Source organism: Specibacter sp. RAF43, assembly GCF_052114065.1.
Taxonomy (GTDB): domain Bacteria; phylum Actinomycetota; class Actinomycetes; order Actinomycetales; family Micrococcaceae; genus Specibacter.
In genome coordinates this window covers 104717-130121 of the sequence record NZ_JBFREA010000006.1, presented here as the reverse complement: position 1 = coordinate 130121, position 25405 = coordinate 104717, and the positions used below count along the sequence as shown (strand labels likewise).

Sequence of the window (25405 nt, the reverse complement as noted above, 5' to 3'; positions counted from 1 at the left end):
GCCGCCCCCGCCACCCGGCCCCGCCGGCGCCTGGACCCGACCGTGGGCAAGGCCCGGGCCATGGTGGCGGCCCTGCTGGACGTGAGCACCACCGGCAAATACCACCCGGCCGCGAACCCGCCGCTGATCCTGGTCGGCTGCAGCGGGGGCCCCGACTCCCTCGCCCTGGCCGCCGTCGCCGGGTTCCTTGCCACCCGCGGGGAGGTTCGCGTCGGCGCCGTCGTGGTCGACCACCGGATGCAGCCGGGCAGCGCCGAGGTTGCCGCGACGACGGCGCAAACGCTGCGCGCCCTAGGCCTTGACCCGGTGGAGGTCCGTGCGGTTGACGTCCGACACGACGGCGCCGGTCCGGAGGCGGCGGCCCGCGCCGCCCGCTTTGACGCCCTTGACGCGGCGGCCCGCGACCTCGGGGCCGAGGCCGTCCTGCTCGGACACACCATGGACGACCAGGCCGAGTCCGTGCTGCTGGGCCTGGCCCGCGGCTCCGGCACCCGGTCCCTGGCCGGCATGCGCGAACGCCGCGGCATCTACCTGCGCCCGTTCCTGGGCCTTCGCCGGGCGGAGACGCTGGCGATTTGCGACGCGCTGGGCCTTGAACCCTGGCACGATCCCGCCAACGCTGACCCCGCCTATCTGCGCGTGCGGGTCAGGGGCGACGTGCTCCCGTTCCTGGCCCGGGAACTGGGCCCCGGCGTGGCCGAGTCGTTGGCCCGCTCGGCCACCATCTTGGGTTACGACGCCGACCTGCTCGATGAGCTGGCCGAGCGGGAATTCACCCGGATCGCCGAACCGTCGAGGGGGCCGGCCACCACGGCAGCGGGGGCGCCCCTGGCGGAGGTGCGCCTCGCCGAAGACGCGCTGCGCCAGTTGGCCCCGGCCCTGCGGATGCGCGTGTTGGCGCGGGCCGTCGTCGCACTGGGCGGGGCGGCCCCCAGCTTCGAAAGGCTGCAGGCGGCGGAGGCGCTGCTGGACCGGAAGGGCTCGGCCGGGCCCGTGCAAATGGCCGGAAAAGTTGGCGCCTACCGAATTTCACGCAGCCAGGGCGTTCCGCAAGAGGGTGCGGGCTATGGGAAGCTTGTCCTGAGGCGCAACGACTAGCACTGCTTGCCGCCGTGCTCCTCAAGTACATCAGTCACATCGTCCAAAACAATCAGGAGCCATTGGTGGATTCACAAGACGTCCAAGCCGATCTGAAGCACGTTCTCTACACCAAAGAACAAATCCAGGAGCGTGTTGCCGAATTGGCCGCACAGATCGATGCGGACTACGCCGGCCGCGACGTCTTGCTCGTTGGCGTGCTCAAGGGTGCCGTCATGATCATGGCTGATTTGTCCCGGGCCCTGCACAGCCACGTGACCATGGATTGGATGGCGGTCTCCTCGTACGGTTCCGGCACCCAGTCCTCCGGGGTGGTGCGCATCCTGAAGGACCTTGAGACCGACCTCATGGGCAAGCACGTGCTCATCGTCGAGGACATCATTGACTCCGGCCTGACCCTGTCCTGGCTCAAGGCCAACCTGATTTCCCGCGGCCCGGCCTCGGTGGAAATCTGTACGCTGCTGCGCAAGCCGGCCGCCGCGAAGGTGGAAATCGACGTCAAGTACGTCGGCTACGAGATCCCCAGCGAATTTGTGGTGGGGTATGGCCTGGACTTCGCCGAAAAGTACCGCAACCTGGACTTTATCGGCACGCTGGCGCCGCACATTTACGAATAATCGCCGCCCACGGGGAACTATTGCCCTTTCCCATACGTGAGTGATGTGAAACGGTGTACGGCCGGTACCACGGGCGCGCAAGCGTGCCGAAGTTGCAAACAAGTTGGTTGAGCGGGAGGGACGGGGCCTGGCCTCGAACACATGAAAGTCAAGAAACTCTTCAAGGGTCCCTTTATTTGGATCATTGTGGTCGTTTTGCTCGTGGGGGCGGCCCTGGCCACCTTCACCGGGACCAGCCAGACCAGCATCAAGACCTCCGAGGCCCTGACCCTGCTGAACACCGACAAGGTGGCCAGCGCCAAGATCTTCGGCTCCGAAGGCCGCGTGGACATGGTCCTCAAGAGCGACTACACCACCGCCGACGGCACGAAGGCCGGCAAGGACGTCCAGTTCTTCTACGGCGGCTACCGCGCCCCCAGCATGGTGGACGCCATCGACAAGGCCAACCTGGCCAGCTTTGACGACCAGCCCGCCAGCAACAACTTCTGGACGAGCATGCTCTCGCTGCTGATCCCGTTCGTGCTCATCGGGCTGATCTTCTGGTTCCTGTTCTCCCGCATGCAAGGCGGCGGCAGCAAGGTCATGCAATTTGGCAAGTCCAAGGCCAAGCTGATCACCAAGGACCACCCGCAGGTGACGTTCACGGACGTTGCCGGCGCGGACGAGGCCGTCGAGGAACTCCATGAAATCAAGGAGTTCCTGCAGGATCCGGGCAAGTTTGCCGCCGTCGGGGCCAAGATCCCCAAGGGCGTGCTGCTGTACGGCCCGCCCGGGACCGGCAAGACGCTGCTCGCCCGTGCCGTGGCCGGCGAGGCCGGGGTGCCGTTCTACTCCATCTCCGGTTCCGACTTTGTCGAGATGTTCGTCGGCGTGGGCGCCTCCCGTGTCCGCGACCTGTTTGAGCAGGCCAAGACCAACGCCCCCGCCATCATCTTCGTTGACGAGATCGACGCCGTCGGCCGGCACCGCGGCGCCGGCATCGGCGGCGGCAACGACGAGCGCGAGCAGACACTGAACCAGTTGCTGGTGGAGATGGACGGCTTTGACGTGAAGACCAACGTCATCCTGATCGCCGCCACCAACCGCCCCGACGTGCTGGACCCGGCCCTGCTGCGCCCGGGCCGCTTTGACCGCCAGATCCCCGTGGAGGCCCCGGACCGGCTGGGCCGCGAACAAATCCTCAAGGTCCACGCGAAGGGCAAGCCCATGGCCCCCGGCGTTGACCTGAACGCCGTGGCGAAAAAGACGCCCGGCTACACGGGTGCGGACCTGGCCAATGTGCTCAACGAGGCCGCGCTGCTGACGGCCCGCTCCAACGCCCAGCTGATCGACGACCGCGCCCTGGACGAGTCCATCGACCGCGTCATGGCCGGGCCGCAAAAGCGCACCCGCGTCATGAAGGAACTTGAGCGCAAGATCACCGCCTACCATGAGGGTGGCCACGCCCTGGTCGCCGCGGCCATGCACAATACCGCCCCCGTCACCAAGATCACCATCCTGCCCCGCGGCCGCGCCCTGGGCTACACCATGGTGGTCCCGGAGGACGACAAGTACTCGGTGACCCGCAACGAGCTGCTGGACCAGATGGCCTACGCCATGGGCGGGCGCGTGGCGGAGGAAATCGTCTTCCACGACCCCTCCACCGGCGCCTCCAACGACATTGAAAAGGCCAGYGGCATCGCCCGCAAGATGGTCACCCAGTACGGGATGAGCGAACGCATCGGCGCGGTGAAACTGGGTTCCGGCGGCGGCGAGCCGTTCCTGGGCCGCGACGCCGGCCACGACCGCGACTACTCCGAATCGGTGGCCACGATCATCGACGAGGAAGTGCGCCGCCTCATTGACCAGGCCCATGACGAGGCCTACGCGGCGCTCATCGACAACCGGGACGTGCTGGACCGGCTGGCCCTGGAACTGCTGGATCGCGAGACGCTCAACCAGGCCGAAATTGCCCAGATCTTCGTGGACCTGCGCCGCCCGGAGCAGCGCGAGGTGTGGCTGTCCAAGGAGTCCCGCCCGGTCTCCAACCTCCCGCCCGTTGTTACGGCGAAGGAGCGCCGGGACGCCCTGGCCGCCGGCGATCCCGCCCCGGAAACGGTGGCCCCGCAGGACCAGCTGGCCAAGGCACACCTGCAGGGCGAGGTGGACGCGCCGCGGCGTGCCCCGGGCATGGATTTGGGCCCGGGCAACGGGGAGCAACCTCCGGGCCAGCCCCGATAACGTATAGGATCACATCCGTGACTGATTACGACGACGACCCCGGCTTCACCGAGCAGGGCACCCTGGGCGCGGGCGCGCCCGGCGGGCATATGGACCTGCCGCGCATTGAGGCGGCCGTGCGGGAAATCCTGCTCGCCGTCGGTGAGGACCCGGACCGCAGCGGGCTGGCCGAAACACCCAAGCGCGTGGCCAAGGCATACGCCGAGGTGTTCTCCGGCCTGCACCAAAACCCGGGCGACGTGCTGGGGATCACCTTCGACATCGCCCACGAGGAAATGGTGCTGGTGAAGGACATCCCCTTCTACTCCACCTGCGAACACCACCTGGTGCCCTTCCACGGCAGCGCCCACGTCGGCTACATCCCGTCCGCGGACGGCCGGGTGACCGGGCTGAGCAAGCTGGCCCGGCTGGTGGACATCTACGCCAAGCGGCCCCAGGTCCAGGAACGGCTGACCAGCCAGATCGCCGATTCGCTGGTGAAGCACCTCAAGCCCCGCGGCGCGATTGTCGTCATCGAATGTGAACACATGTGCATGTCCATGCGGGGCGTGCGCAAACCCGGGGCCAAGACCGTCACCAGCGCGGTCCGCGGCCTCCTACATGAGCCCGCAACCCGGGCCGAGGCCATGAGCCTGATTCTTGGAAGGTAAGAACACATAATGGATTCCCTCGCAGCCGCCCCGGGTACCGGTCCGGCCACCTCACCGCTGCCCGTGCTCCGGTCCCGGAAGTCGGTGGCCACGTTTGCCGCCCTGCCAACCGAGCGGACGGTGGTGATGGGCATCCTGAACTGCACGCCCGACTCCTTCAGCGACGGCGGCGAGTACAACTCGCTGGACACGGCGATCGCCCATGGCCTGCGCCTGTTCTACGGCGGCGCGGACATCATCGACGTCGGCGGCGAGTCCACCCGCCCCGGTGCCGAGGACGTGGACGAGGCCGAGGAGCAGCGCCGCATCATGCCCGTCATCGAGGCCCTGGCGAAGGCGGGGGCGCTGGTGAGCGTGGACACCCGCCACGCCTCCACGGCCGCCCTGGCCCTGGACGCCGGCGCCGGACTCATCAACGACGTCTCGGGCACCAACGTCCACCCGGAGATGATCGCCCTGATCGCCGAGCGCCAGGCGCCGTACGTGCTCATGCACAGCCGCGGCAATTCCCGCTCCATGGATGCGCTGACCCAGTACACGGACGTGGTCGAGGACGTCGTGCGGGAACTGGCCGAGGTCCGCGAACGGTTCTACGCCGCCGGCGTCAAGCCGGAAATGCTGATCGTGGACCCGGGCATCGGCTTCTCCAAGAACGCGGACCAGAACTGGGAGCTGCTGGCCAACCTGGCCCGCGTTGCCGAACTGGGCAACCGGGTCCTGGTGGGCACCTCCCGCAAGCGGTTCCTGGGCTCGCTGCTCACGACCGCCGGCAAGGCCGCCGCTCCCAAAGAGCGCGACGACGCCACCTCCGCCACCTCCGCGCTGGCCGCGGCCCAGGGCGTGTGGGGGGTGCGCGTGCACGACGTCGGCGCCAGCCTTGACGCCGTGAAGGTCGCCGCCCGGCAAAACCAGGCCCGCCAGGCACGGCTGGCCGCCCTCAACGCGGCCGCGGCCCTGTGAGCGCCGTTGCGGGCCGGTCCGCCGCCGGCGATCCCCTGGCGGACACCACCGGGACGGTCTTTGGCTCCGGCGGAGTCGCGGACGTCATCACCCTGACCGGCATCACCGCCATCGGGTACCACGGCGTCTTTGACCACGAGAAGCGTGACGGCCAGCCGTTCATTGTCGACGCCGCCCTGCACACCGACATTTCGGCGGCCGCCGCAAGCGATGACCTCACGCGGACCGCCAACTACGGCGAAGTCGCCGAAACCATTGCCGGCCTGATTCGCGGCGAGTCACTGGACTTGATTGAGACGTTGACCGTCCGCATCGCCGAACGCATCCTGACCGACTTTCCCGGCGTCGTTGCCGTGGACGTGACGGTGCACAAGCCCAAGGCGCCCATCCAGGTGCCGTTTGCCGATGTCAGCATCACCGTGCACCGGAGCAGGGCGTGAGCGCACCTCGCCCCCTGACCCGCGTGATTTTGGCCCTGGGCAGCAACCTCGGCGAGCGGCACGGCACGCTCAATGCCGCCGTCGCCGACCTGGTAGACCGCCCGGAGGTGCGCCTGCGCGACGTCTCCCCGGTGGTGGTGACCAAGCCCGTGGGCGGCCCCGCCGGGCAGCCGGACTTCCTGAACATGGTCATCGCCGTGGACACCACCTTGGACCCGTACGAGCTGCTGGCCCACTGCCATGCGGTGGAGGCGGCCCACCATCGGGTGCGCGAGGTCCGCTGGGGCGCACGCACCCTGGACGTTGACATCATCAGCTACGGGGATCTCCACAGTGCGGACCCGTTCCTGACGCTGCCGCACCCGCGCGCGGCGCAGCGAGCGTTTGTGCTGTATCCGTGGTCGCTGATGGACCCCAACGCCCTGCTGGACGGGCGCCCCGTCGCCGAACTGGCCGCCGCGGCCGCGGACATGCCCGGGATCGCGCACGCGGAGCTCGACGCCGCCGGCGAGGGGCGGGAACGGTCCACGTAAAGCAGGCAGGCGGAACGCCGCAACGGGTGAAAAAACTATATCGTTGATATAGAAGTCGCAATGCGAACCGGTGAGGCAACAATGAGGAGCACAATGCGGACCATCCGGCCTGCATGGTTGGTGACCGTGACCATCGTCCTGGCGGTTGCCGGCTGGGTGGCAACCGAGCTGACCGGCCGCGCCAGCCTGGCGCTGCCGGTGCTGCCGCTGAGCTCGCTCTCCACCATGGGCCTGATCGTGGTGGTGGCCTGGATTCTGGGCCTGAAGGTTCGCCGGTGGCGCAACGGAAACCGGGACAAGCACCTGGACCCGCTGCTGGCCGCCCGAACCCTGGTCCTGGCCCAGGCCTGCGCCTATGCCGGGGCCGTCCTGCTGGGCTGGCACGCGGGCATCCTGTTGAACCAGCTGCCCACCCTGTCCCTGCGCACCGACCTGGGCATCGTCGGCCAGATCGCGGCCGTGATGGGCGGCGGCGTCGCCATGATCGTCACCGGCCTGATCGTGGAGCGCTTCTGCAAGCTCCCGCCGGAGGATACGGACGCAACTCCCCCAAACCGGGCGCGGCGCGAAGGCCACGGGAAGGAAGAATTTGCCTAGCTCACCCCCCACCACCTCGCACCGCAGCGCCATCGACCCCTCCGGCGTCGTGTTCCTGCGCGTCTCAAGCAAGCTCGTCACCGCCCGCCTGATTGAACGCGGCGGCTCCGGGCTGGTGTTCCTGGCCCTCGCATCCGTCCCCCTGGTCCTGGCCCAAACCGGCGTGTGGTCCCGGTTCCCGGGCTGGCTGGCCTGGGCCCTCCCCGCGGCCGTCCTGGCCGTTGTGCTGTGGGCCCTGGCCCTGGTGCCGCGCCAGGTGCGGGCCATCGGGTACGCCGAACGCAACGAGGACCTGTTGATCCGCCAGGGCATCATGTTTCACCGGGTCATGGTGGTCCCCTACGGGCGGATGCAGTACGTGGACGTCACCATGGGCCCGCTGGAGCGGATGCTGGGGCTGAGCAGCATCCACCTGCACACCGCATCACCTGGCACCAACGCGGTGCTTTCCGGGCTGCCCGCCGCCGAGGCCGCCCGGCTGCGCGAGCAGCTCTCCGCCCGCGGTGAGGCGAAACTGGCCGGGCTGTGACGGAGCTGCCGGCCGCCTCGTTTCGCACCGACGGCCCCGAAGACTGGCACCGTGTCCACCCCATTTCACCGCTGGTGCGCGGCTGGGTGGCCGTTGCCGCCGTGTTGGTGCTCTTTGGCCGGAACTCCCTGGATTCAGTGTTTTACTCCAACTCCAACTCCTCCGGCGCACCGGCCGGCGTCATCTTGGCGGTGGTGGGGGTCGCCGTCGTCGTCTTTTCCCTGGCCTTCTACCTGTCCTGGCGCTTCACCCGCTACCAGGTCACGGACTCCCAGGTGCACATCAACTCCGGCATCGTCTTCCGCCAGCAACGCCGGGCCCGCATTGACAGGGTGCAGGCCATCGACGTCGTGCAGCCGCTGCTCGCCCGCTTTTTCGGGCTGGCCGAGCTGAAGTTTGAGGTCGCCGACGGCGGGAAATCGGCCATCAAGCTGTCCTTCCTTAAGCTGGAGGAGGCCAAGCGGCTGCGCGCCGCCATCCTGGCCCGCGCGGCCGGGGTGCACGTCGACCCGGCGGCGCCCCAGGACGTGACGGAGGCGCCCGAACGGCACGTGCTGGCCCTGGCCCCCGGCCGGATCATCGGATCCGTGTTGTTGAGCGGACTGTCGGCGGTGTCCGTCGCCGTGGTGGCCGTCGCCGTCGCCCTCGGCGTCTGGAGCGGGGAATTCGCCGTCTTCCTGGGGTTCGTCCCGATCCTGATCGGCCTGGCGGCATCCTATTGGAAGGGCGTCACCCGGGACTTCAACTTTCGCGTGGCCGTCTCACCCGACGGGGTCCGGCTGCACTACGGCATGCTCGAGACCCGCTCCCAGACCATCCCGCCCGGCCGGGTGCAGGCCGTCGGGATCAGCCAGGGCCCCTTCTGGCGGCCGTTTGGCTGGTACCGGGTGCACGTCAACGTCGCCGGCTACGGCGCCGACCGCGCCGATAACGGCAACCGGACCGTCCTGCTGCCCGCCGGAACGCTCCAGGAGGTCATGGCCGTGCTGGCGCTGGTCTTTCCGGAGCCCGGCGTCCCGAACCCGGTGGACGTCTTCACCGCAGGGCTCCGCGGCCCCGGCAACACCGAGGGCTTTGTTCATTCACCGCGCTCGGCCCGGTGGATCGACCCGCTCGCCTGGCGGTACAACGCGTTCCGCGCCACGGACACGGCCCTGCTGTGCCGGCACGGGATCCTCTTTCGCCGCCTCCAGGTGGTCCCGCACGAGCGCACCCAATCCCTGAGCCTGCGCCAGGGTCCCCTCATGGCCGCACTTGGCCTGGTCGACTTTGAGCTGCACTCCACCGCCGGCCCCATCCAGCCGCTGGTCCACCACATGGCGCTCGACGCCGGCCGCCGCCTCTTCGACGAACAAGCCGTCCGCGCCGCCACCGCCCGCCGCATCCACGCCGTCGAGCACTGGCTGGCCCAACCCCAAGCCCAACCCCAGGAGGGGCCGCATGCCCGCTAAGCCAGGACGCCTCGGCGTTGGAGTCATCGGAGCCGGCAAGGTGGGGGCCGTGCTGGGGGCGGCCCTGCGCGCGGCCGGGCACGCCGTCGTCGGGGTCTCCGCGGTGTCGGAGGCCTCGCGGGACCGGGCCGAGCTGCTGCTGCCCGGGGTTCCGGTCCAACAGATCCCGGACATTGTCGAACGCGCCGAGCTGGTGTTGCTGGCCGTCCCGGACGACGCCCTCCCGGCGCTGGTGACCGGGCTGGCTGCGACCGGCGCCTGGCAGGCGGGCCAGCTGGTGGCCCACACCTCCGGGCGGTACGGCATCGGGGTGCTGGCCCCGGCGAAGGCGGCCGGCGCCATCACCCTGGCCCTGCACCCGGCCATGACGTTCACCGGGATGAGCCTTGACCTGGCCCGGCTGACGGACTGCTCGTTCGGGATCACGGCCGAACCGGCCATGCTGCCCATCGCCCAGGCGCTCGTGGTGGAGATGGGGGCCGAACCGGTCGTCATCGCCGAGGCGGACCGCGTCCTCTACCACGCGGCCCTGGCCCATTCGGCCAACCACCTGGTCACCCTGGTCGCGCAGGCGGCGCAGATCCTCGGCGACATCGGCGTCGAGGCGCCCAACCAGGTGCTCGGACCGCTGCTGCGCGCCGCGCTGGAGAATGCGCTGGCATCCGGGGAGTCGGCGCTCACCGGGCCGGTGGCGCGCGGGGACACCGGAACCGTCGCCGCCCACACCGAAGCCCTGCGCGAGCACGCCCTGGACACCGGATCTGCGGATATCATTGACGCCTATCTGGCCCTATCGGCGGCCACCGCCACCCGGGCCGCCCGGCGCCGGCTGCTGTCCGCCGACGCCTACCTGGGTGTGCAGGCGGCGCTGACCGCGGACGACGCCGGCCCGGCCACGGGCGCACCCGAGCAAACCCCTCCCCTTGACGAAAGCGACTGATATGACCACTGTCCTGGTTTCCACCATTGCCGAGCTCCGGGCGGCCACCGGGGCCCTGCTGGCCGAGAAGTTGCCCGGGAGCGGCCACCCGGGCACGCTGGGACTCGTACCGACCATGGGCGGACTCCACGCCGGCCACGCGGAACTGGCCCGGGCGGCGGTGGCCGAGAACGCCGTCGTCGTCGCCAGCGTCTTTGTCAATCCGCTCCAGTTCGGCGACCCCGAGGATCTGGCCCGGTACCCGCGCACCATGGAGGCGGATCTGGCCCTGCTCTCGGCCGCCGGGGTGGACCTGCTGTTTGCCCCGTCGGCGGCGGAGATGTACCCGGATGGCGAACCGGCGGTGTGGATCCGGGCCGGCGTCCTGGGCGGGCTGTATGAGGGCGCCTCCCGGCCGGGGCATTTTGACGGTGTCCTGACCGTGGTCGCCAAGCTGCTGCACGCGGCCCTGCCCGGCAGCGGCCTGGTGGCGGACGGCACCGGCAGGGCGCCGTACCGGGCATATTTTGGCCAAAAGGACGCCCAGCAGCTGGCGCTGGTGCGGCGCATGGTGGCCGATCTGAACTTTCCGGTGGACATTGTGGAGGTCCCCACCGTCCGCGATCCCGACGGTCTGGCGCTCTCGAGCCGCAACCGCTTCCTGTCGGCGCCGGAACGGGATGCGGCGCTGGTGCTCTGGCGTGCGTTGCGGCTGCTGGGCCGGCGCGCGGACGCCCACGAACCGCTTGACATCCCGTCGGCCGAGGCGCTGGTGCGCAGCGCCCCCGGGGTGGAGCTGGACTACCTGGAGGTGGTGGACCCGGAAACCCTGCAGATACGGGCGGAAAACTGCCAGGACACCCCGTTCACCGGGGCGGCCGTCGCGTTGATCGCCGCGAAGGTGGGACCGGTCCGGCTCATCGACAACGTCAACCTGGGGTAGCTGAACCGTCGCCCCGCGGTGGAAACGGACATTCGCGCCCTGTCGTATTAGGGGCGGATGTCCGTTTCCACCGCCCTGAGTTTCGCGGCGACCTGCCCGGCGGAGGGGTACGCGGCCTGGGTGCCCTTTTTCGTGGCCGCCAGGGCGGCCGCCACGGACGCGTAGCGGGCCGCCGCCGCGAGGGAATCACCGGCGGCCAGGCGTGCGGCCACCGCGCCGGTGAAGGCGTCGCCGGCCCCGGTGGTGTCCACCGCATCCACCCGGGTCGGTGCGATCCGCACCACGGGCTCGGCCGCATTCGCCGCGTCCAGGACCACGGAGCCGGACGACCCGAGCGTCACCAGGACCTTGTGCAGCCCGCGGCGGGCAAATTCCTCCCCGGCCCCGCGCCAGGCGTCCGCCGCGGCGGCCGGGGCGGGCAGGGAAAAACCGCCCAAGAACGCGGAGGCCTCGTGCGCGTTGACCAGCAGCACGTCGGTCAGGCGGGCCAGCCCGTCGGGCACCGGCGCGTACGGCGAGAGGTTCAGCAGCACCGTTGCCCCGGCGTCGTGCCCGGCCGCGGCGGCGGCGTGCACCGTGGCCAGCGGGACCTCCAGGCACAGGCACACCACGCCGGCCCCGGCGAAGAGGGCCGGGTCCATGGCGGCGGGGGACAGGGTTCCGTTGGCGCCGGCGGAGATGATGATGCTGTTTTCGCCGCTGTCCTCCACGGAAATGACGGCCACGCCCGTGGGTTCGGCAATCCTGTGCACGTGGCTGACGTCCACGCCCGCGCCGGCGGTGGAGGCCACCAGCAGATCGCCGTTGGCGTCCTCGCCCACGGCGCCGATCAACGTGACGAGTGCGCCGAGCCGGGCGGCGGCGACCGCCTGGTTGGCGCTCTTGCCGCCCGGGTTCACGGCAAAGCCGCGCCCGTGCAGGGTTTCCCCCGGCGCGGGCAGCCGTTCGCAGTAGATGGTGAGGTCCGCGTTGAGGGATCCGGCCACCACAATTCGTTTCGACACGGCCGCCCTTTCAGTTGGGGCGGCCGTCGTGCCGCCCGCAGATGATTCTGCCATGCCGGGGTTTTCCGGGGTGGCCACGTCAGGCACCGACCTCGGCGTCAACGGGCTTGGGCACCAGCAGCGAGGCCGCAAACGCGCCCGCCGTGATGACCAGGGACACCACCACCACGGTCAGGTAGGAACCCTGCCCGCCCAACGGGGCCGTGGCCACCAGGATGGCCGGGAGCACCAGGAAGCTCAGCCCGGCGCCCAGGTTGAACGCGCCGGCATTCATGCCGGGCAGGAACCCCGGGTTGCCCGCGGGGGAGAGCACCACGCCCAGGCCGTTGAGCATGATGTTCACCGTGCCGGCGTACATGATGCCCAGCAGCACGGTCCCGGTGATCATCAGCGGCAGGCTGTGCAGGCCCAGGAAGCCAATGATCGCCAGGGCGGCGACGCTGCCCAGCAGGCCGATCCGCAGCACCCTGGTGTAGCCCAGCACGGGTGCCAGGCGCCCGGTGATGGGACCAAAGACCCAGCCCAGCAGCGCGTAGGGGGTCAGGATGAGCAGGCTCATCTCGGTCGGGCCGATCCCGAATCCCGGGTCGGCGGCCTGCACGTAGGCGGGCACAATGCCGTTGATGACGGCGAAGATGCCGGTCATGGTCAGGGTGGTGGTCAGCAGCGGGGCCCAGGTGGCGCGCTGGCGCAGGTGCGCGGTCTCGACCATGGGGTGCCTGGAACGTTTTTCCACGGCCCAAAAAGCCATGAAGGCCGCGGCGGCGACGACGGCCAGCGCCGCGGTGGCCAGCAGCGGGCCGGTGGAGAATCCGCCCACCAGCTTGGTGGCCTCGTTGAGCGCCGTGAGCAGGGCTCCGACGGCGACCACGATGCAGAACACGCCCAGCCAGTCCATGGTGGTGCCGGCGCCGGGCCTGCTTTCACCGGCCAGCACCACCAGCAGCACGGCGGCGACGATCGCCATGGCCACCATCAGCCAAAAGATGCTGCGGAAGCCGAAATGCTCGGCAAAGTAGCCGCCCACAAACGAGTCAATCCCGGCGATGCCGCCGTTGACGGCCGTGATCAGGCCCATCAGCGCCCCGTACCGCTTGGGGTCCCGCACGGCGGAGCGGAGCATGATCAGGCACAGGGGAACGGTGGGGCCGCTGACACCTTGAATGATGCGGCCCACGAACAGCCAGGTGACATCCGGGGCCAGGGCGGAGACCACGGAGCCCACGCCCATCATGACCATCATGGCCACGAGCACCTTCTTGCGGCCAATGATGTCGCTAAGGCGCGGCAGAAACAGCGAGAAGACGGCCGCGGCGGTAAAGAACCAGGTCTGCGAGAGCCCAATCGCCGCCTGGTCGGTGTGTAGTTCCTCGCCCATGGTGACCAGGGCCGGGCTGAGCATGGAGGCGTTGAGCTGGAAGGCCACGCAGGCCGTCAGCAGGGCCACCATCAGGACGGTCACGTTGCCGGGCTTGCTGAGCAACCCGGCCTCCGTGCCGGCCGCGGCCGGGCTCATGCATCCACCTCGCCGATGCGCACCAGGGCGTCGGTGACCAGGTGCCAGAACTTCTCGTGGTCCAGGTCGACCGCCACGGAGGTGTTGCAGTCGGCGGGGGCGGGGGCGCGGAAATCGGCCACGGTCATGCCAAGGGTCAGCGTGCCGGTGAGCTCAATGTCGACCGGGACCCTTTGCGTGGTCATGACGGTGGGGTCGATCACGTACGCGACGGCGCACGGGTCGTGGACGGGCGGGTAGTCAAAGCCCTGGGCGTCCTTGTACGTCTTGGTGAAGAATTCCATCAGTTCCAACACGAACCGGGCCGGCTTGGTGCCCACGGCCCCGATGGCCGCGACCACCTCCGGGGTGGCCAGTGCCTGATGGGTGAGGTCCAGGCCCACCATGACCACCGGCCACTTCTCGTTAAAGACGATGTGTGCGGCCTCGGGATCGATCTTGATGTTGAACTCGGCCACCGGGCTCCAGTTGCCCACGTGGTAGCCGCCGCCCATGAGCACAACCTCCTGCACCCGTTCCACGATGCGCGGCTCCTTGCGCGCGGCCAGGGCGATGTTGGTCAGCCCGCCGGTGGGCACCAGCGTCACCGTGCCGGGCTCGTGCGCCATGACGGTTTCAATAATGAGGTCGACGGCGTGGCGGGGGTCCAGCGCGATGCTTGAGTCGGGCAGGGCGGGCCCGTCCATGCCGCTGTCGCCGTGGATGTCGGGGGCGTTTTCGATGGTGCGCACCAGCGGGCGCGGGCAGCCGGCCGCGAAGGGGACGCCGGTGATGCCGGCGATCGTGCCCACGGCCAGGGCGTTCCGGGTGACCTTCTCCAAGGTCTGGTTGCCCACCACGGTGGTCACGGCGAGCAGCTCAATGGCCGGGTTGCCGTGGGCCAGCAGGATCGCCACCGCGTCGTCGTGGCCGGGATCGCAGTCCAGGATGATCTTGCGGGGCCCGGCTGCCTGCCCGGCTGCCCCGGCGGGGGATTGCTGCTGTTGGGGGTTCACGTTTTCTCCACGTCATCGGGGACCAGTCCAGCAAAGGTCCGGGGTTCTCACCCGTCAAGTGTGGCACCGCAAAACGCCGAACGTCAAGCGCTTAACGTCCCTCACGTCAAGCGCTTGATCCGTTGCGGTCGGGGAAATGGCCCCCGGCCACGTACCATCGAGGCATGCACAGAACCGCGTCGTCCCATCCGGCCGGCCCGGCGCGCGCCACCGCGGCGGCCGTCGCGGCCCGGGCCGGGGTCTCCACCGCCACGGTCTCGCTCGTGACGAACGGCAAGACCGCCGGACGGGTGTCCGCGGCAAACATCGCCAAGGTGGAGCGGGCCATCGCCGAGCTCGGCTACGTGGTGGACGGGCTGGGCAGCTCCCTGGCCCGGGGCCGGAGCAACATTGTGCTCCTGGTGGCCCCCGATGTCTCCAACCCGTTTTTTGCCAAGGTCATCGCCGGCGTCCGCGAGGCGATCGGCCGTGACTACCAGCTGCTCCTCTCGGTGACCGACCCCGGGCAGAGTCCCGCCGCCCAGGACGTGCGCAACCTGCTGTCCCTGCGCCCGGCCGGTTTGCTCGTGGACGCCCCGAGCGCCCTCTTCCTGGCTGAGCTGCCGGCCGCCGGACCCATGGTGCTCCTGGATGCCGCCGGGATTGAAAGTGCAGCCCCGGCGGTCAACTTCGACGTCGCGCACGGTGCCCGGCTGCTCGCGGACCACCTCGCCGAGCTGGGCCACCGCACCGTTGCCTACCTGGACAGCGTGACCGGCACGCAGACGTTCCATGAGCGCCGGGAGGCCTTTTGCCGCCGGGCCGCCGCCCGCGGCATCCACGTGCCGGCACCGGTGCGCACCACCATCGACGTCGGGGCCGCCGCGCTCGCCTTCGCCCGCGCCTGGCCGGGGTGGGAGCAAGAGCGGGTGACCGCCGTCGTCTGCTGCACCGACACGCACGCCTACGGGGTCCTGCAGGAGGCCCGGGTGGCGGGCGTGGACGTGCCCGGCCGGCTGGCCGTGGCCGGCTTTGACGATCTCCCGTACTCGGAAACCTCCAACCCGGGGCTGACCACCGTCCACCTGCCCGCCACCGAGCTGGGCCGGGCCGCCGGTGGCCAATTGCGCCGGCTCATGGCCGGGGAGGACGTGGCCCGGTCCCCGCTGGTGCTGGACAGCACGCTCGTGGTCCGCGGCTCGACCAAGAGCGGTGCCGCGGGCCCGGCGTAGGCGCCGCATCAATGGCGCGGAGGGTTCATTCAGATTCACCAACTAAACTGGTCTGGTGAGCGCAGAAAATACCGTGACCTTGGAAGCCAGCGACGTTTCAGAGCAAATGCACGTTCGTATGGAAAAGCGTGCCAAATTGCTGGAACGGGGTGGCCAGGCCTATCCGGTAGGCGTTGCGCGGACCCATACCCTGGAGGAAATCCGGGAGAAATACCCCACCCTGGAAGCCGACGCGGCCACCGGCGAGATGGCCGGGGTCACGGGGCGGGTCGTGTTCGTCCGCAATACCGGCAAGCTGTGCTTTGCCACGCTGCAGTCGGGGGCCGGCGCGCGTTTGCAAATCATGCTGTCGCTGGCCAACATCGGCGCCGACCTGCTGGCGGACTGGAAGGCCCTGGTGGACCTCGGCGACCACGTGTTTGTCCATGGCGAGATCATCAGCTCCAAGCGCGGGGAGCTTTCCATCATGGCCGACACCTGGGCCATGGCCTCCAAGGCGCTGCGCCCCCTGCCGGTCCTGCACGCCGAACTTTCCGAGGAAATGCGTGTTCGCCGCCGCTACGTCGACTTGATCGTCCGGGACACCGCGCGCGAGCAGGTCAAAGCCCGTTCCGCCATTGTCAAGGCAATTCGGGATACCCTGCACGCCGACGATTACATTGAGCTCGAAACTCCCATTTTGCAGCTTATTCACGGCGGCGCCGCGGCCCGGCCATTCCGGACGCACTTGAATGCCTTTGACCAGCCCATGACGCTGCGGATTGCGATTGAGCTTTATTTGAAGCGGGCCGTTGTGGGCGGCATGGACAAGGTCTTTGAAGTGGGGCGCATCTTCCGCAATGAAGGCGTCGATTCCACGCACAGCCCGGAATTCACCATGCTGGAGGCCTACGAGGCTTATGGCGACCAATTCACCATGGCCAAGACCATGCAGCAAATTATTCTCGCCGCCGCGGATGCGGTGGGGTCCCGGACCATAGAGACCGACCGCGGCCAGATAAACCTCGACGGCGAATGGCCCTGGCTGCCCGTATATCAGGGATTGTCCGACGCCGTTGGCCGGGAAATCACGCCCGCCACCTCCGCCGATGAATTGCGGGAGCTGGCGGTGCGCCATGAGGTAAAGATTGACGCCACCTGGGACGCCGAAAAACTGGTGGTGGAATTGTTTGGCGAGATTGTCGAGCCGACGCTCATCCAGCCGACCTTTGTCTGTGACTATCCGCCGTCCGCGCAGCCCCTGGCCCGCCCGCACCGCGAGAAGCCGGACCTCATCGAGGCGTGGGATTTGGTCATTGACGGCAAGGAGACCGGCACGGCATTCTCCGAGCTGGTGGACCCCGTCATCCAGCGAGAACGCCTGACCCAGCAGTCCCTGGCGGCTGCTGCGGGCGACCCCGAGGCCATGCAACTGGACGAGGACTTCCTGCGCGCCCTGGAATACGGCGCCCCGCCAATGGGGGGCCTCGGACTGGGCGTGGACCGCCTGGTGATGCTCTTTACCGGCGTCGGAATCCGCGAGGCCATCCTCTTTCCCTTGATGAAACCTGAGTAGAAGCTGAAGGTTATGGAATATGTTGCAGTAATCGTCCCGTCTTTAGGGGTGGGAGTTCTTTTTTACTTCGCCATGAAGGCCATTTTCAATGCGGACCGCTCCGAACGCGACGCATTGGCGCAGGCCGAACACGACTCCGCGAACAACGGCGACACACCCGCACAATAGCCTTAAGAATGATCCTTTGACTCGAGCACAAACACCAGTCATAATTTGTGGTGCAGCATATGTAGCTCAATTCAAACGTAAGGCGACAAATACCATGGCACAGAAGATTCATGTCACCCTGGTGGACGATATCGACCAGAGTCCGGCCGATGAGAACGTGATTTTTGGCCTGGACGGGATCAACTATGAAATTGACCTGTCCGCTGGCAATGCCCAGGCCTTGCGCGACGCATTGGCGAAATACATTTCCGCGGGCCGCCGCGCCGGCGGCCGGGCCGTGCGCGGCCGCGGAACACCAGCGCCGAAAGCCAAGAGTGATGTTGGCGACATTCGCGCCTGGGCACGTGCCAATGGATATGACGTCCACGAGCGCGGCCGCATCCAGGCCGATGTCCGCAACGCGTATTACGCCGCCCAGGGCTGACCGGCCCCGCACGGGCACGAACGACGGCGAGATCACCACACGTGGTGATCTCGCCGTCGCGCGTTAATCCCTGGGCGGGTGCCCGACGGGGCGGAGCCGGTTATTTCCCCTGTGGCGAACACGCCCCCACGGTGGCCGGGTACTGCGTAGCATCAAAGTACGCAGTAAGAGGAGTGTGGCGAAAATGTTTGAGCGATTTACCGATCGAGCCCGACGCGTTGTCGTGCTGGCCCAAGAAGAGGCCCGCATGCTCAACCACAACTACATCGGCACGGAGCACATACTGCTCGGCCTCATCCACGAGGGTGAGGGTGTTGCCGCCAAGGCCCTGGAGTCCTTGAACATTTCCCTTGACGGTGTCCGGGAACAGGTCCAGGAGATCATTGGGCAGGGGCAGCAGGCCCCCAGCGGGCACATCCCGTTCACCCCGCGCGCCAAGAAGGTCCTGGAACTTTCCCTCCGCGAAGCGCTGCAGCTGGGCCACAACTACATTGGCACCGAGCACATCCTGCTCGGGCTGATCCGTGAGGGTGAGGGCGTTGCCGCCCAGGTCCTGGTGAAGCTCGGCGCCGACCTGGGCCGGGTCCGCCAGCAGGTCATCCAGCTGCTCTCCGGCTACCAGGGCAAGGAACCGGTCGCCAGCGGCGGCCAGCAGCAAGAGGGCACCCCCGCCGGCTCCGTGGTGCTCGACCAATTTGGCCGGAACCTGACCCAGGCCGCGCGCGAAAACAAGCTTGACCCCGTCATTGGGCGCGAACATGAGATGGAACGCGTCATGCAGGTCCTCTCCCGCCGCACCAAGAACAACCCTGTCCTGATCGGTGAGCCCGGCGTCGGCAAGACGGCCGTCGTCGAGGGCCTGGCGCAGGCCATCGTCCGCGGCGACGTGCCCGAAACCATCAAGGACAAGCAGCTGTACACGCTTGACCTGGGGTCTCTGGTGGCCGGTTCCCGGTACCGCGGCGACTTTGAGGAACGCCTGAAGAAGGTCCTGAAGGAAATCCGCACCCGCGGCGACATCATCTTGTTCATCGATGAGATCCACACCCTCGTCGGGGCCGGTGCGGCCGAGGGCGCCATCGACGCGGCCTCCATCCTCAAGCCCATGCTGGCCCGCGGCGAGCTGCAGACCATCGGTGCCACCACGCTGGATGAATACCGCAAGCACATTGAGAAGGACGCGGCGCTGGAGCGCCGCTTCCAGCCCATCCAGGTGCAGGAACCGTCCGTGCCGCTGGCCATCGAGATCCTCAAGGGCCTGCGCGACCGCTACGAGGCGCACCACCGGGTTTCCATCACGGACGGCGCCCTGACGGCCGCCGCCACCCTGGCGGACCGCTACATCAGCGACCGCTTCCTGCCGGACAAGGCGATCGACTTGATCGACGAGGCCGGTGCGCGGCTGCGCATCCGCCGCATGACGGCCCCGCCGGAGCTCAAGGCCATGGACGGGGAGATCGCCGCGGTCAAGAAGCGCAAGGAAGACTCCATTGACGCCCAGGACTTCGAGCGCGCCGCGGCCCTCCGCGACGACGAGCAAAAGCTCATCACCGCCCGCGCCGAGAAGGAGCGCCTGTGGAAGTCCGGGGGCCTGGATGATATCTCCGAGGTGGATGAGGAACTCATCGCCGAGGTGTTGGCCAACTCCACCGGCATCCCCGTGTTCAAGCTGACCGAGGCGGAGTCCTCGCGCCTGCTGAAGATGGAAGACGAGATCCACAAGCGCGTGGTGGGCCAGGATGAGGCCATCAAGTCGATCTCCCAGGCCATCCGCCGGACCCGGTCCGGGCTGAAGGACCCCAAGCGTCCCGGCGGCTCGTTCATCTTTGCCGGGCCCACCGGGGTCGGCAAGACTGAACTGGCCAAGGCCCTCGCGGAGTTCCTCTTCGGTGACGAAGACGCCCTGATCACCTTGGACATGTCCGAATATTCGGAGAAGCACACGGTCTCGCGCCTCTTTGGTGCCCCTCCGGGCTATGTTGGCTACGAAGAGGGCGGCCAGCTGACCGAGAAGGTGCGCCGGCGCCCGTTCTCCGTGGTTCTCTTCGACGAGGTGGAGAAGGCGCACGCCGACCTCTTCAACTCGCTCCTGCAGATCCTGGAGGACGGCCGCCTGACGGACAGCCAGGGCCGGGTGGTGGACTTCAAGAACACCATCATCATCATGACCACCAACCTGGGCACCCGGGACATCTCCAAGGCCGTCACGACGGGTTTCCAGTCCGGCACGGACATCCAAACCGGCTACAACCGGATGCGCGCCCGGGTCACGGAGGAGCTCAAGCAGCACTTCCGCCCCGAGTTCCTCAACCGTGTTGACGACGTGGTGGTGTTCCCGCAGCTTACCCAGGATGAGATCATCGAGATCGTGGACCTCATGGTGGGCCGGCTGGAAGGCCGCCTGGCGGACAAGGGCATGGGCATCGAGCTGACGACCGCCGCGAAGGTGCTCCTGGCCACGCGCGGCTACGATCCCGCCATGGGTGCCCGGCCGCTGCGCCGGACCATCCAGCGCGAGATCGAGGACCACCTCTCCGAGAAGATCCTCTTCGGTGAGCTGAAGGCTGGGGACATCATCGCCGTGGACGTCGAAGGCGAGGGTGACGAGGCCAAGTTCACGTTCGTCGGCACCGCCAAGCCGAACATCCCGGACGCCATCACGGCCTCCGCCTCCTAGACCGGAGTCGTTCGACGCCGGTGACCCGCCTTCCCCAGGCGGGCCACCGGCGTCGAGGCGTTTAACGCCGGTACACTGAATCCGTGACAGTTGACTCCATGACCACCGCCATCACGCTCCGCCCGGCCCGCACCTCCGACGTCCAGGCGATCAAGGAACTGGTGGCGCCGCTGGCGGAGCGGCGAATCCTGATCGCCAAGGAATCCGTCACCTATTTCGAATCCATCCAGGAGTTTTTGGTGGCCGAGGTGGACGGCGACATAGTCGGCTGCGGCGCCCTGCACGTCATGTGGGAGGACCTGGCCGAGATCCGCACCCTCGCCAGCGCCGACCCGTGGCGGGGCAAGGGCGTGGGGCATGCGCTCGTGGAGCGGCTGCTGGCCAAGGCCCGGGACGTGGGGGTCGGCCGCGTCTTCTGCCTGACGTTCGAGGTGGATTTCTTTGTGCGCCACGGCTTCACGGTCATGGCCGACCAAAGCGCCGTCGACCCGGCCGTGTACTCGGAACTGCTGCGATCCGCCGACGAGGGCATCGCCGAATTCCTGGACCTGGCACGCGTGAAGCCCAACACCCTCGGCAACACCCGCATGATCCGCACGCTCTAGGGAGCAGACACCCCTACCACCGCAGAACACCGGCGGGTAGTGTGCAAGAAGGGGGCGATTCCGGCGCGGCCGCCATCACCCGCTTCGCTTGGCTCACTGTTCAACTTGGAGGGTTCCGTCGTGAAAAAACTCATTAATGATCCCAGGACTGTGGTTGACGAATCGATGGAGGGGTTCGGGCTGGCCCATGCGGACCTTGTCACCGTCCACCCCGATCCGCTCTTTGTCACCCGCAAGGACGCACCCAAGACGGGCAAGGTGGGCCTGGTCTCCGGCGGCGGCAGCGGGCACGAGCCCCTGCACGCCGGCTACGTCGGGCTGGGCATGCTGGACGCGGCCGTCCCCGGCGCCATGTTCACCTCACCCACCCCCGACGCGATCATTCCGGCGACGGCGGCCGCGGACTCGGGCGCCGGCGTCGTGCACATTGTGAAGAACTACACCGGCGACGTGCTCAACTTCGAGACGGCCGCCGAGATGGCCCAGGCCGACGGCATCGAGGTGCGCACCGTGCTGGTGAACGACGACGTCGCCGTCGAGGACTCGCTGTACACGGCCGGGCGGCGCGGGGTTGGCGGCACCGTGCTGGTGGAGAAGATCGCGGGCGCCGCCGCCGAGCGCGGTGACGACGTCGACGCCGTTGCCGCCATCGGCCGGCGCGTGAACGAGAACGTGCGCACCATGGGCGTGGCGCTGTCCGCCTGCACGGTGCCCCACGCCGGGGTGCCCAGCTTTGAATTGGGCGACGACGAGATCGAGATCGGCATCGGCATCCACGGCGAACCCGGCCGGCACCGCATCCCCATGGAGAACGCCGACGGCATCACGGACCGCTTGCTCGAGCCCATCCTCACCGACCTCTCCCCGGCCCCCGGGGACAAGGTGCTCCTGTTCGTCAACGGCATGGGCGGCACCCCGGCCAGCGAGCTGTACGTGGTCTACCGGCACGCCGCGAAGGTGCTGGCCGACGCCGGCCTGACCGTGGAGCGCTCGCTCGTGGGCAACTACATCACCTCGCTGGAAATGCAGGGCTGCTCCATCTCGGTGCTGCGCCTGGATGAGGAAATGACGCAGCTGTGGGACGCCCCCGTGAACACTCCGGCCCTGCGCTGGGGAGTGTGAGCATGGCGGGAACCCTGGACGGCGCCTGGGCGGTCGACTGGCTGCGCCGCAGCGCCGCCGTCGTGGCCCTGAACCGGGTGGCGTTGAGCGAGCTGGACCGGGCCATCGGCGACGGCGACCACGGCGAGAACCTGGACCGCGGCTTTCAGGCGATCCTGGTGAAGCTGGACGAGGACACCCCGGCCAGCCCGGGGGCCGCGTTCAAGCTGGCCGCCATGACGCTCATGTCCAAGGTGGGCGGCGCCGCCGGGCCGCTGTACGGCACCGCCTTCCTGCGCGCGGCCACGGCCGTGGGCGAGGCGGGCGTGCTGGACACCGCCCTGCTCGTCGCCGCCCTGACCGYCGCCCGGGACGGGGTGGTGGCGCGCGGCAAGGCCGAGGTGGGCGAGAAGACCATGATCGACGCCTGGACGCCCGCCGTTGACGCGGCCGCGGCCGCGGGGACGGAGCCGGCCGACGTGCTGGCCGCCGCCGCGCTGGCCGCCGAGGCGGGGGCGGTCGCCACGGATCCGCTCATCGCGCGCAAGGGCCGGGCCAGCTACCTGGGCGAGCGCGCCATCGGGCACCGCGATCCGGGGGCGGTGTCCTCCGCGATGATCCTGCGCGCCGCCGCCGATGCCGCGCAAGCGTCCGGGAGGCCGTGAATGAGCGTCGGGCTGGTGATTGTCTCGCACAGCGCCCAACTGGCGGCCGGGGTGGTGGAGCTGGCCGCCCAGATGGCGCGCGACGTCACCCTGGTTGCCGCCGGCGGCACCGACGACGCCGGCCTCGGGACATCGCTGGAGAAGGTCATGGACGCGCTGGGCTCCGCCGATACGGGCGACGGCGTGCTGGTGCTCACCGATCTCGGCTCCGCCGTCATGACGGCCGAATCGGCGCTCGAGTTCCTGGGCAACCCGGCGAACGTGCTGCTCGCCGATGCCCCGCTGGTCGAGGGGGCCGTGGCGGCCGCCGTCGCGGCGCAGTCCGGGGCCTCGCTGGCGGTGGTGCAAAAGGCGGCCGAAACCGCGCTCGATCCGGGCGGGGCCCGGCCCGCGACCCCAGCGCAAGCCGCCGGCATGGCGGAAACCGGGGCGTCCGGCGTCGTGCCTGGGACGGTGGGCGGTGCCGTGACGGCGGTGCTCACGCTGGTCAACCCGCTGGGCCTGCACGCCCGTCCGGCGGCCGTCCTCGCCGGCGCACTGGGCGCCATGGATGTGGACATCGAGATCAACGGGGTGGACGGGCAGTCGGTCATGCTGCTCATGACGCTCGCCGCGGGGCAGGGCAGCGAGCTGCGCGTGCGCGCCACCGGCCCCGACGCCCAGCGTGCCGTCGACTTCGTGCGCGCGGCGGTCCAGGACGGATTCGGCGAGCCCCCGTTGAACTGACAGCACCCGTGGGTGGCCGGGGCGGCCGGACCCGCGGGTGCTGTCAGTTCAACGGGGGGCGGGTCAGTGCGGCAGGTGATAGCCGGCGGGGGAGAGCTGGGCCAGGCCGTCGGCCAGCAGCCCGGCCAGGGCACGCTCCAGCTGCGGCGCGTGCGTGTTGAGGTCGTGCAGCCGGCGCAGGGAGGACGCCACGGCGCCGGGGTGGGGGATGGGCGTTGACTCCAGCACGGCGGCCGGGGCCCACAACAACTCCGCCTGCACGGGGGAATCCGCCGCCCGCAGGACGGCCATGACGGCGCCGCGGACCTGGCGGTCCGTCCCGGCCCACGGCTGGCCCTTGGGAATGTACGTGGGTTCGGGCTGCCCGGCGGCGATCCAGGCACACTCGTCGCGGACAGGGCAGAGATCGCATTTGGGGCTGCGGGCCGTACAGATCAAGGCGCCAAGCTCCATGACGGCGGCATTCCACTGCACGGAGCGGCCCGGATCCTCGGGAAGCAGCGACGCCGCCAGCCGCGCTTCCGCCGCGGTCAGCGACTGCGCCGGCAGCGCCAGCCCCGACACCAGCCGGGCCTGGACACGCCGGATGTTGGTATCAACCACCGTCTCCCGCCGCCCAAAGGCGAAGGCGGCCACGGCCGCCGCCGTGTACGTGCCGATCCCCGGCAGCGCGAGCAGCTGCGCGTACGTGGACGGCACCTTGCCCCCATGCGCGGAAACCAACTCTTTGGCCGCTTCATGCAGCCGCAGCGCCCGGCGCGGATAACCCAGGCGGCCCCACGCCCGGAGGACCTCTCCGGCCGGCTCGGCGGCCAGATCGGCCGGGGCCGGCCAGCGGGCCATCCATTCCGCCCAGACGGGCCGCACCCGCACCACGGGCGTTTGCTGGAGCATGATCTCGCTGACCAGCACGCCCCAGGCCGAACAGTCGCCGCGCCAGGGCAGGTCCCGGGCATTGGCCGCAAACCACTCCACAACAGCCCGGTGCAAAGCATCTCCCTTACGGTCAGGCCCCGCCGCGGATGGCGTGTGAGCAGTTCCACTGTAGTTCACCGGCGCCGCCCGGCGGCGTGGTGGGCCCGGCAGCGGCGCGGGCTTGGCTACGCTGGATGCGTGGGCACAAACGGAACCGGCGGCAAGCGCGCGCCCCAGCCTGCCCGCACGCCGACAGTCTCCGCCAGGGTGTACCGGCGACGCCGCCTGGTGGCCGGCCTCCTGGCCCTGATGCTGGTGGCCGGCCTGATCGGCGGCGGATTCGCGCTGGCCGGTTTTCTCGGCAGTGTCTTTGGCCCGTCCGACGCCGGTCCCGGCAATCCGGGAGCGGGAACCGGGGCGGGGGCCGGCCGCACGACGCCGACGGCAGGGGCGCCGGAGGCGAAAGCCGCCTCGCCGGCGTCGTCCGTGTGCGATGAAAAGGGGATCAGGGTCACCGGTGTGGCGGACAGGGCCTCATACGCGCCCGCCGAGGAGCCCAAGCTCACCCTTCGCGTGACCAACACCGGCAAGTCCCCGTGCGACATCAACGTGGGCACCAGCCAGATGCAATACAAGATCACCAGCGGCACCGACCTCATCTTCAACTCCCGGGACTGCCAGGTGGGCGCCACCGACCTGGTCAAGACCCTGCAGCCGGGGGCGTCGGAGTCGGCGAACTTCACGTGGCGGCGCAACCGCAGCGCGCCCGGCTGCGCCGCCGAAGCCGCCCGGCCCGGCGGCGGCGGGGCAACCTACGTGTTTGTGGCGACGCTGGGCAAGTGGTCCAGCGCGAAGGTTGTCTTCCAGCTCCAATAAGCCGGGGGCG

The 25405-nt window shown here is 69.0% G+C and carries 26 protein-coding genes; 22 read left to right on the top strand and 4 right to left on the bottom strand.

Annotation, left to right across the window (positions count from 1 at the left end; all coding sequences use genetic code 11):
- Positions 1-60 precede the first annotated feature (60 nt).
- The 12 genes from tilS (at position 61) to panC (ending at position 10957) form a co-directional block, all read left to right on the top strand.
- Positions 61-1098, top strand: coding sequence for a tRNA lysidine(34) synthetase TilS (gene tilS, locus AB4Y80_RS05500; RefSeq protein ID WP_442212585.1), 1038 nt, complete (start codon positions 61-63; stop codon positions 1096-1098).
- A gap of 65 nt (positions 1099-1163) precedes the next feature.
- On the top strand, positions 1164-1715 hold the full coding sequence (hpt, locus tag AB4Y80_RS05495; protein ID WP_442212461.1) for a hypoxanthine phosphoribosyltransferase: 552 nt from the start codon (positions 1164-1166) through the stop codon (positions 1713-1715).
- Positions 1716-1856: 141 nt separating this feature from the next.
- The gene (ftsH, locus tag AB4Y80_RS05490) at positions 1857-3935 is read left to right on the top strand and encodes an ATP-dependent zinc metalloprotease FtsH (RefSeq protein ID WP_442212459.1); all 2079 of its coding nucleotides are present in this window, start codon (positions 1857-1859) and stop codon (positions 3933-3935) included.
- A gap of 17 nt (positions 3936-3952) precedes the next feature.
- Positions 3953-4585: a GTP cyclohydrolase I FolE gene (folE, locus tag AB4Y80_RS05485; RefSeq protein WP_442212457.1), complete on the top strand. Its 633-nt coding sequence runs from the start codon at positions 3953-3955 to the stop codon at positions 4583-4585.
- A gap of 9 nt (positions 4586-4594) precedes the next feature.
- A complete protein-coding gene (gene folP, locus AB4Y80_RS05480; protein WP_442212455.1) occupies positions 4595-5545 on the top strand; it encodes a dihydropteroate synthase in 951 nt (316 codons plus the stop codon).
- Between the two features lie 35 nt (positions 5546-5580).
- A complete protein-coding gene (gene folB, locus AB4Y80_RS05475; RefSeq protein WP_442212583.1) occupies positions 5581-5985 on the top strand; it encodes a dihydroneopterin aldolase in 405 nt (134 codons plus the stop codon).
- The gene (folK, locus tag AB4Y80_RS05470; protein ID WP_442212453.1) at positions 5982-6518 is read left to right on the top strand and encodes a 2-amino-4-hydroxy-6-hydroxymethyldihydropteridine diphosphokinase; all 537 of its coding nucleotides are present in this window, start codon (positions 5982-5984) and stop codon (positions 6516-6518) included. Before folB ends, folK begins: the two co-directional genes overlap by 4 nt.
- Before the next feature lie 126 nt (positions 6519-6644).
- Positions 6645-7115 carry a DUF3180 domain-containing protein gene (locus tag AB4Y80_RS05465; RefSeq protein WP_442212450.1) on the top strand — a complete coding sequence of 157 codons (471 nt, stop codon included), beginning with the start codon at positions 6645-6647 and terminating at the stop codon, positions 7113-7115.
- Positions 7108-7644, top strand: coding sequence for a PH domain-containing protein (locus AB4Y80_RS05460; protein ID WP_442212448.1), 537 nt, complete (start codon positions 7108-7110; stop codon positions 7642-7644). Before AB4Y80_RS05465 ends, AB4Y80_RS05460 begins: the two co-directional genes overlap by 8 nt.
- Complete coding sequence (locus AB4Y80_RS05455; RefSeq protein ID WP_442212446.1) at positions 7641-9095, top strand: PH domain-containing protein; 1455 nt, start codon at positions 7641-7643, stop codon at positions 9093-9095. Before AB4Y80_RS05460 ends, AB4Y80_RS05455 begins: the two co-directional genes overlap by 4 nt.
- A complete protein-coding gene (locus AB4Y80_RS05450) occupies positions 9085-10035 on the top strand; it encodes a Rossmann-like and DUF2520 domain-containing protein (protein WP_442212444.1) in 951 nt (316 codons plus the stop codon). The genes AB4Y80_RS05455 and AB4Y80_RS05450 overlap by 11 nt, the downstream gene beginning before the upstream one ends.
- Before the next feature lies 1 nt (position 10036).
- Positions 10037-10957 carry a pantoate--beta-alanine ligase gene (panC, locus tag AB4Y80_RS05445; RefSeq protein ID WP_442212442.1) on the top strand — a complete coding sequence of 307 codons (921 nt, stop codon included), beginning with the start codon at positions 10037-10039 and terminating at the stop codon, positions 10955-10957.
- A 47-nt stretch (positions 10958-11004) separates the two neighbouring features.
- On the opposite strand, the gene AB4Y80_RS05440 is transcribed toward panC, so the two are convergent.
- The 3 genes from AB4Y80_RS05440 to uriH all read right to left on the bottom strand — a co-directional run bounded on the left by AB4Y80_RS05440 (position 11005) and on the right by uriH (position 14472).
- Positions 11005-11961: a ribokinase gene (locus tag AB4Y80_RS05440; protein WP_442212440.1), complete on the bottom strand. Its 957-nt coding sequence runs from the start codon at positions 11959-11961 to the stop codon at positions 11005-11007.
- A 79-nt stretch (positions 11962-12040) separates the two neighbouring features.
- Positions 12041-13477: a uridine transporter UriT gene (gene uriT, locus AB4Y80_RS05435; RefSeq protein ID WP_442212437.1), complete on the bottom strand. Its 1437-nt coding sequence runs from the start codon at positions 13475-13477 to the stop codon at positions 12041-12043.
- A complete protein-coding gene (gene uriH, locus AB4Y80_RS05430) occupies positions 13474-14472 on the bottom strand; it encodes a uridine-preferring nucleoside hydrolase UriH (RefSeq protein ID WP_442212434.1) in 999 nt (332 codons plus the stop codon). Before uriH ends, uriT begins: the two co-directional genes overlap by 4 nt.
- Positions 14473-14636: 164 nt before the next feature.
- Between uriH and AB4Y80_RS05425 the strand changes: the two genes are divergently transcribed.
- The 9 genes from AB4Y80_RS05425 (at position 14637) to dhaM (ending at position 23604) form a co-directional block, all read left to right on the top strand.
- Positions 14637-15683: a LacI family DNA-binding transcriptional regulator gene (locus AB4Y80_RS05425; protein ID WP_442212432.1), complete on the top strand. Its 1047-nt coding sequence runs from the start codon at positions 14637-14639 to the stop codon at positions 15681-15683.
- Between the two features lie 106 nt (positions 15684-15789).
- Positions 15790-17238, top strand: a complete 1449-nt coding sequence (lysS, locus tag AB4Y80_RS05420; protein ID WP_442212581.1) for a lysine--tRNA ligase — start codon at positions 15790-15792, stop codon at positions 17236-17238.
- A gap of 12 nt (positions 17239-17250) precedes the next feature.
- Positions 17251-17406, top strand: coding sequence for a hypothetical protein (locus tag AB4Y80_RS05415; protein ID WP_442212431.1), 156 nt, complete (start codon positions 17251-17253; stop codon positions 17404-17406).
- Between the two features lie 94 nt (positions 17407-17500).
- Positions 17501-17830, top strand: coding sequence for a histone-like nucleoid-structuring protein Lsr2 (locus tag AB4Y80_RS05410; protein ID WP_442212429.1), 330 nt, complete (start codon positions 17501-17503; stop codon positions 17828-17830).
- A 184-nt stretch (positions 17831-18014) separates the two neighbouring features.
- Positions 18015-20507 (top strand): ATP-dependent Clp protease ATP-binding subunit, encoded by a 2493-nt coding sequence (locus tag AB4Y80_RS05405; RefSeq protein ID WP_442212427.1) that lies wholly within the window; start codon positions 18015-18017, stop codon positions 20505-20507.
- 98 nt (positions 20508-20605) lie between these two features.
- Positions 20606-21112 carry an amino-acid N-acetyltransferase gene (locus tag AB4Y80_RS05400; RefSeq protein ID WP_442212579.1) on the top strand — a complete coding sequence of 169 codons (507 nt, stop codon included), beginning with the start codon at positions 20606-20608 and terminating at the stop codon, positions 21110-21112.
- Positions 21113-21232: 120 nt separating this feature from the next.
- Positions 21233-22234 (top strand): dihydroxyacetone kinase subunit DhaK, encoded by a 1002-nt coding sequence (gene dhaK / locus AB4Y80_RS05395; protein ID WP_442212425.1) that lies wholly within the window; start codon positions 21233-21235, stop codon positions 22232-22234.
- Positions 22235-22236: 2 nt separating this feature from the next.
- Positions 22237-22878 carry a dihydroxyacetone kinase subunit DhaL gene (gene dhaL, locus AB4Y80_RS05390; RefSeq protein ID WP_442212577.1) on the top strand — a complete coding sequence of 214 codons (642 nt, stop codon included), beginning with the start codon at positions 22237-22239 and terminating at the stop codon, positions 22876-22878.
- Positions 22879-23604, top strand: a complete 726-nt coding sequence (gene dhaM, locus AB4Y80_RS05385; protein WP_442212423.1) for a dihydroxyacetone kinase phosphoryl donor subunit DhaM — start codon at positions 22879-22881, stop codon at positions 23602-23604. It begins immediately after the preceding gene.
- 63 nt (positions 23605-23667) lie between these two features.
- Here the strand turns inward: dhaM and AB4Y80_RS05380 are convergent, their stop codons facing one another.
- Complete coding sequence (locus tag AB4Y80_RS05380) at positions 23668-24594, bottom strand: A/G-specific adenine glycosylase (protein ID WP_442212422.1); 927 nt, start codon at positions 24592-24594, stop codon at positions 23668-23670.
- A gap of 123 nt (positions 24595-24717) precedes the next feature.
- Between AB4Y80_RS05380 and AB4Y80_RS05375 the strand changes: the two genes are divergently transcribed.
- Positions 24718-25395, top strand: a complete 678-nt coding sequence (locus AB4Y80_RS05375) for a hypothetical protein (protein WP_442212420.1) — start codon at positions 24718-24720, stop codon at positions 25393-25395.
- Positions 25396-25405: the final 10 nt, after the last annotated feature.

Excerpts from the sequence above, each read along its gene's own strand:
- lysS (WP_442212581.1), top strand. The coding sequence starts at position 15,790 with ATGCACGTTCGTATGGAAAAGCGTGCCAAATTGCTGGAACGGGGTGGC.
- AB4Y80_RS05405 (WP_442212427.1), top strand. The coding sequence starts at position 18,015 with ATGTTTGAGCGATTTACCGATCGAGCCCGACGCGTTGTCGTGCTGGCC.
- AB4Y80_RS05425 (WP_442212432.1), top strand. The coding sequence starts at position 14,637 with ATGCACAGAACCGCGTCGTCCCATCCGGCCGGCCCGGCGCGCGCCACC.
- AB4Y80_RS05400 (WP_442212579.1), top strand. The coding sequence starts at position 20,606 with ATGACCACCGCCATCACGCTCCGCCCGGCCCGCACCTCCGACGTCCAG.
- folP (WP_442212455.1), top strand. The coding sequence starts at position 4,595 with ATGGATTCCCTCGCAGCCGCCCCGGGTACCGGTCCGGCCACCTCACCG.
- panC (WP_442212442.1), top strand. The coding sequence starts at position 10,037 with ATGACCACTGTCCTGGTTTCCACCATTGCCGAGCTCCGGGCGGCCACC.
- AB4Y80_RS05415 (WP_442212431.1), top strand. The coding sequence starts at position 17,251 with ATGGAATATGTTGCAGTAATCGTCCCGTCTTTAGGGGTGGGAGTTCTT.
- AB4Y80_RS05450 (WP_442212444.1), top strand. The coding sequence starts at position 9,085 with ATGCCCGCTAAGCCAGGACGCCTCGGCGTTGGAGTCATCGGAGCCGGC.
- dhaM (WP_442212423.1), top strand. The coding sequence starts at position 22,879 with ATGAGCGTCGGGCTGGTGATTGTCTCGCACAGCGCCCAACTGGCGGCC.
- uriT (WP_442212437.1), bottom strand. The coding sequence starts at position 13,477 with ATGAGCCCGGCCGCGGCCGGCACGGAGGCCGGGTTGCTCAGCAAGCCC.
- AB4Y80_RS05410 (WP_442212429.1), top strand. The coding sequence starts at position 17,501 with ATGGCACAGAAGATTCATGTCACCCTGGTGGACGATATCGACCAGAGT.
- tilS (WP_442212585.1), top strand. The coding sequence starts at position 61 with ATGGTGGCGGCCCTGCTGGACGTGAGCACCACCGGCAAATACCACCCG.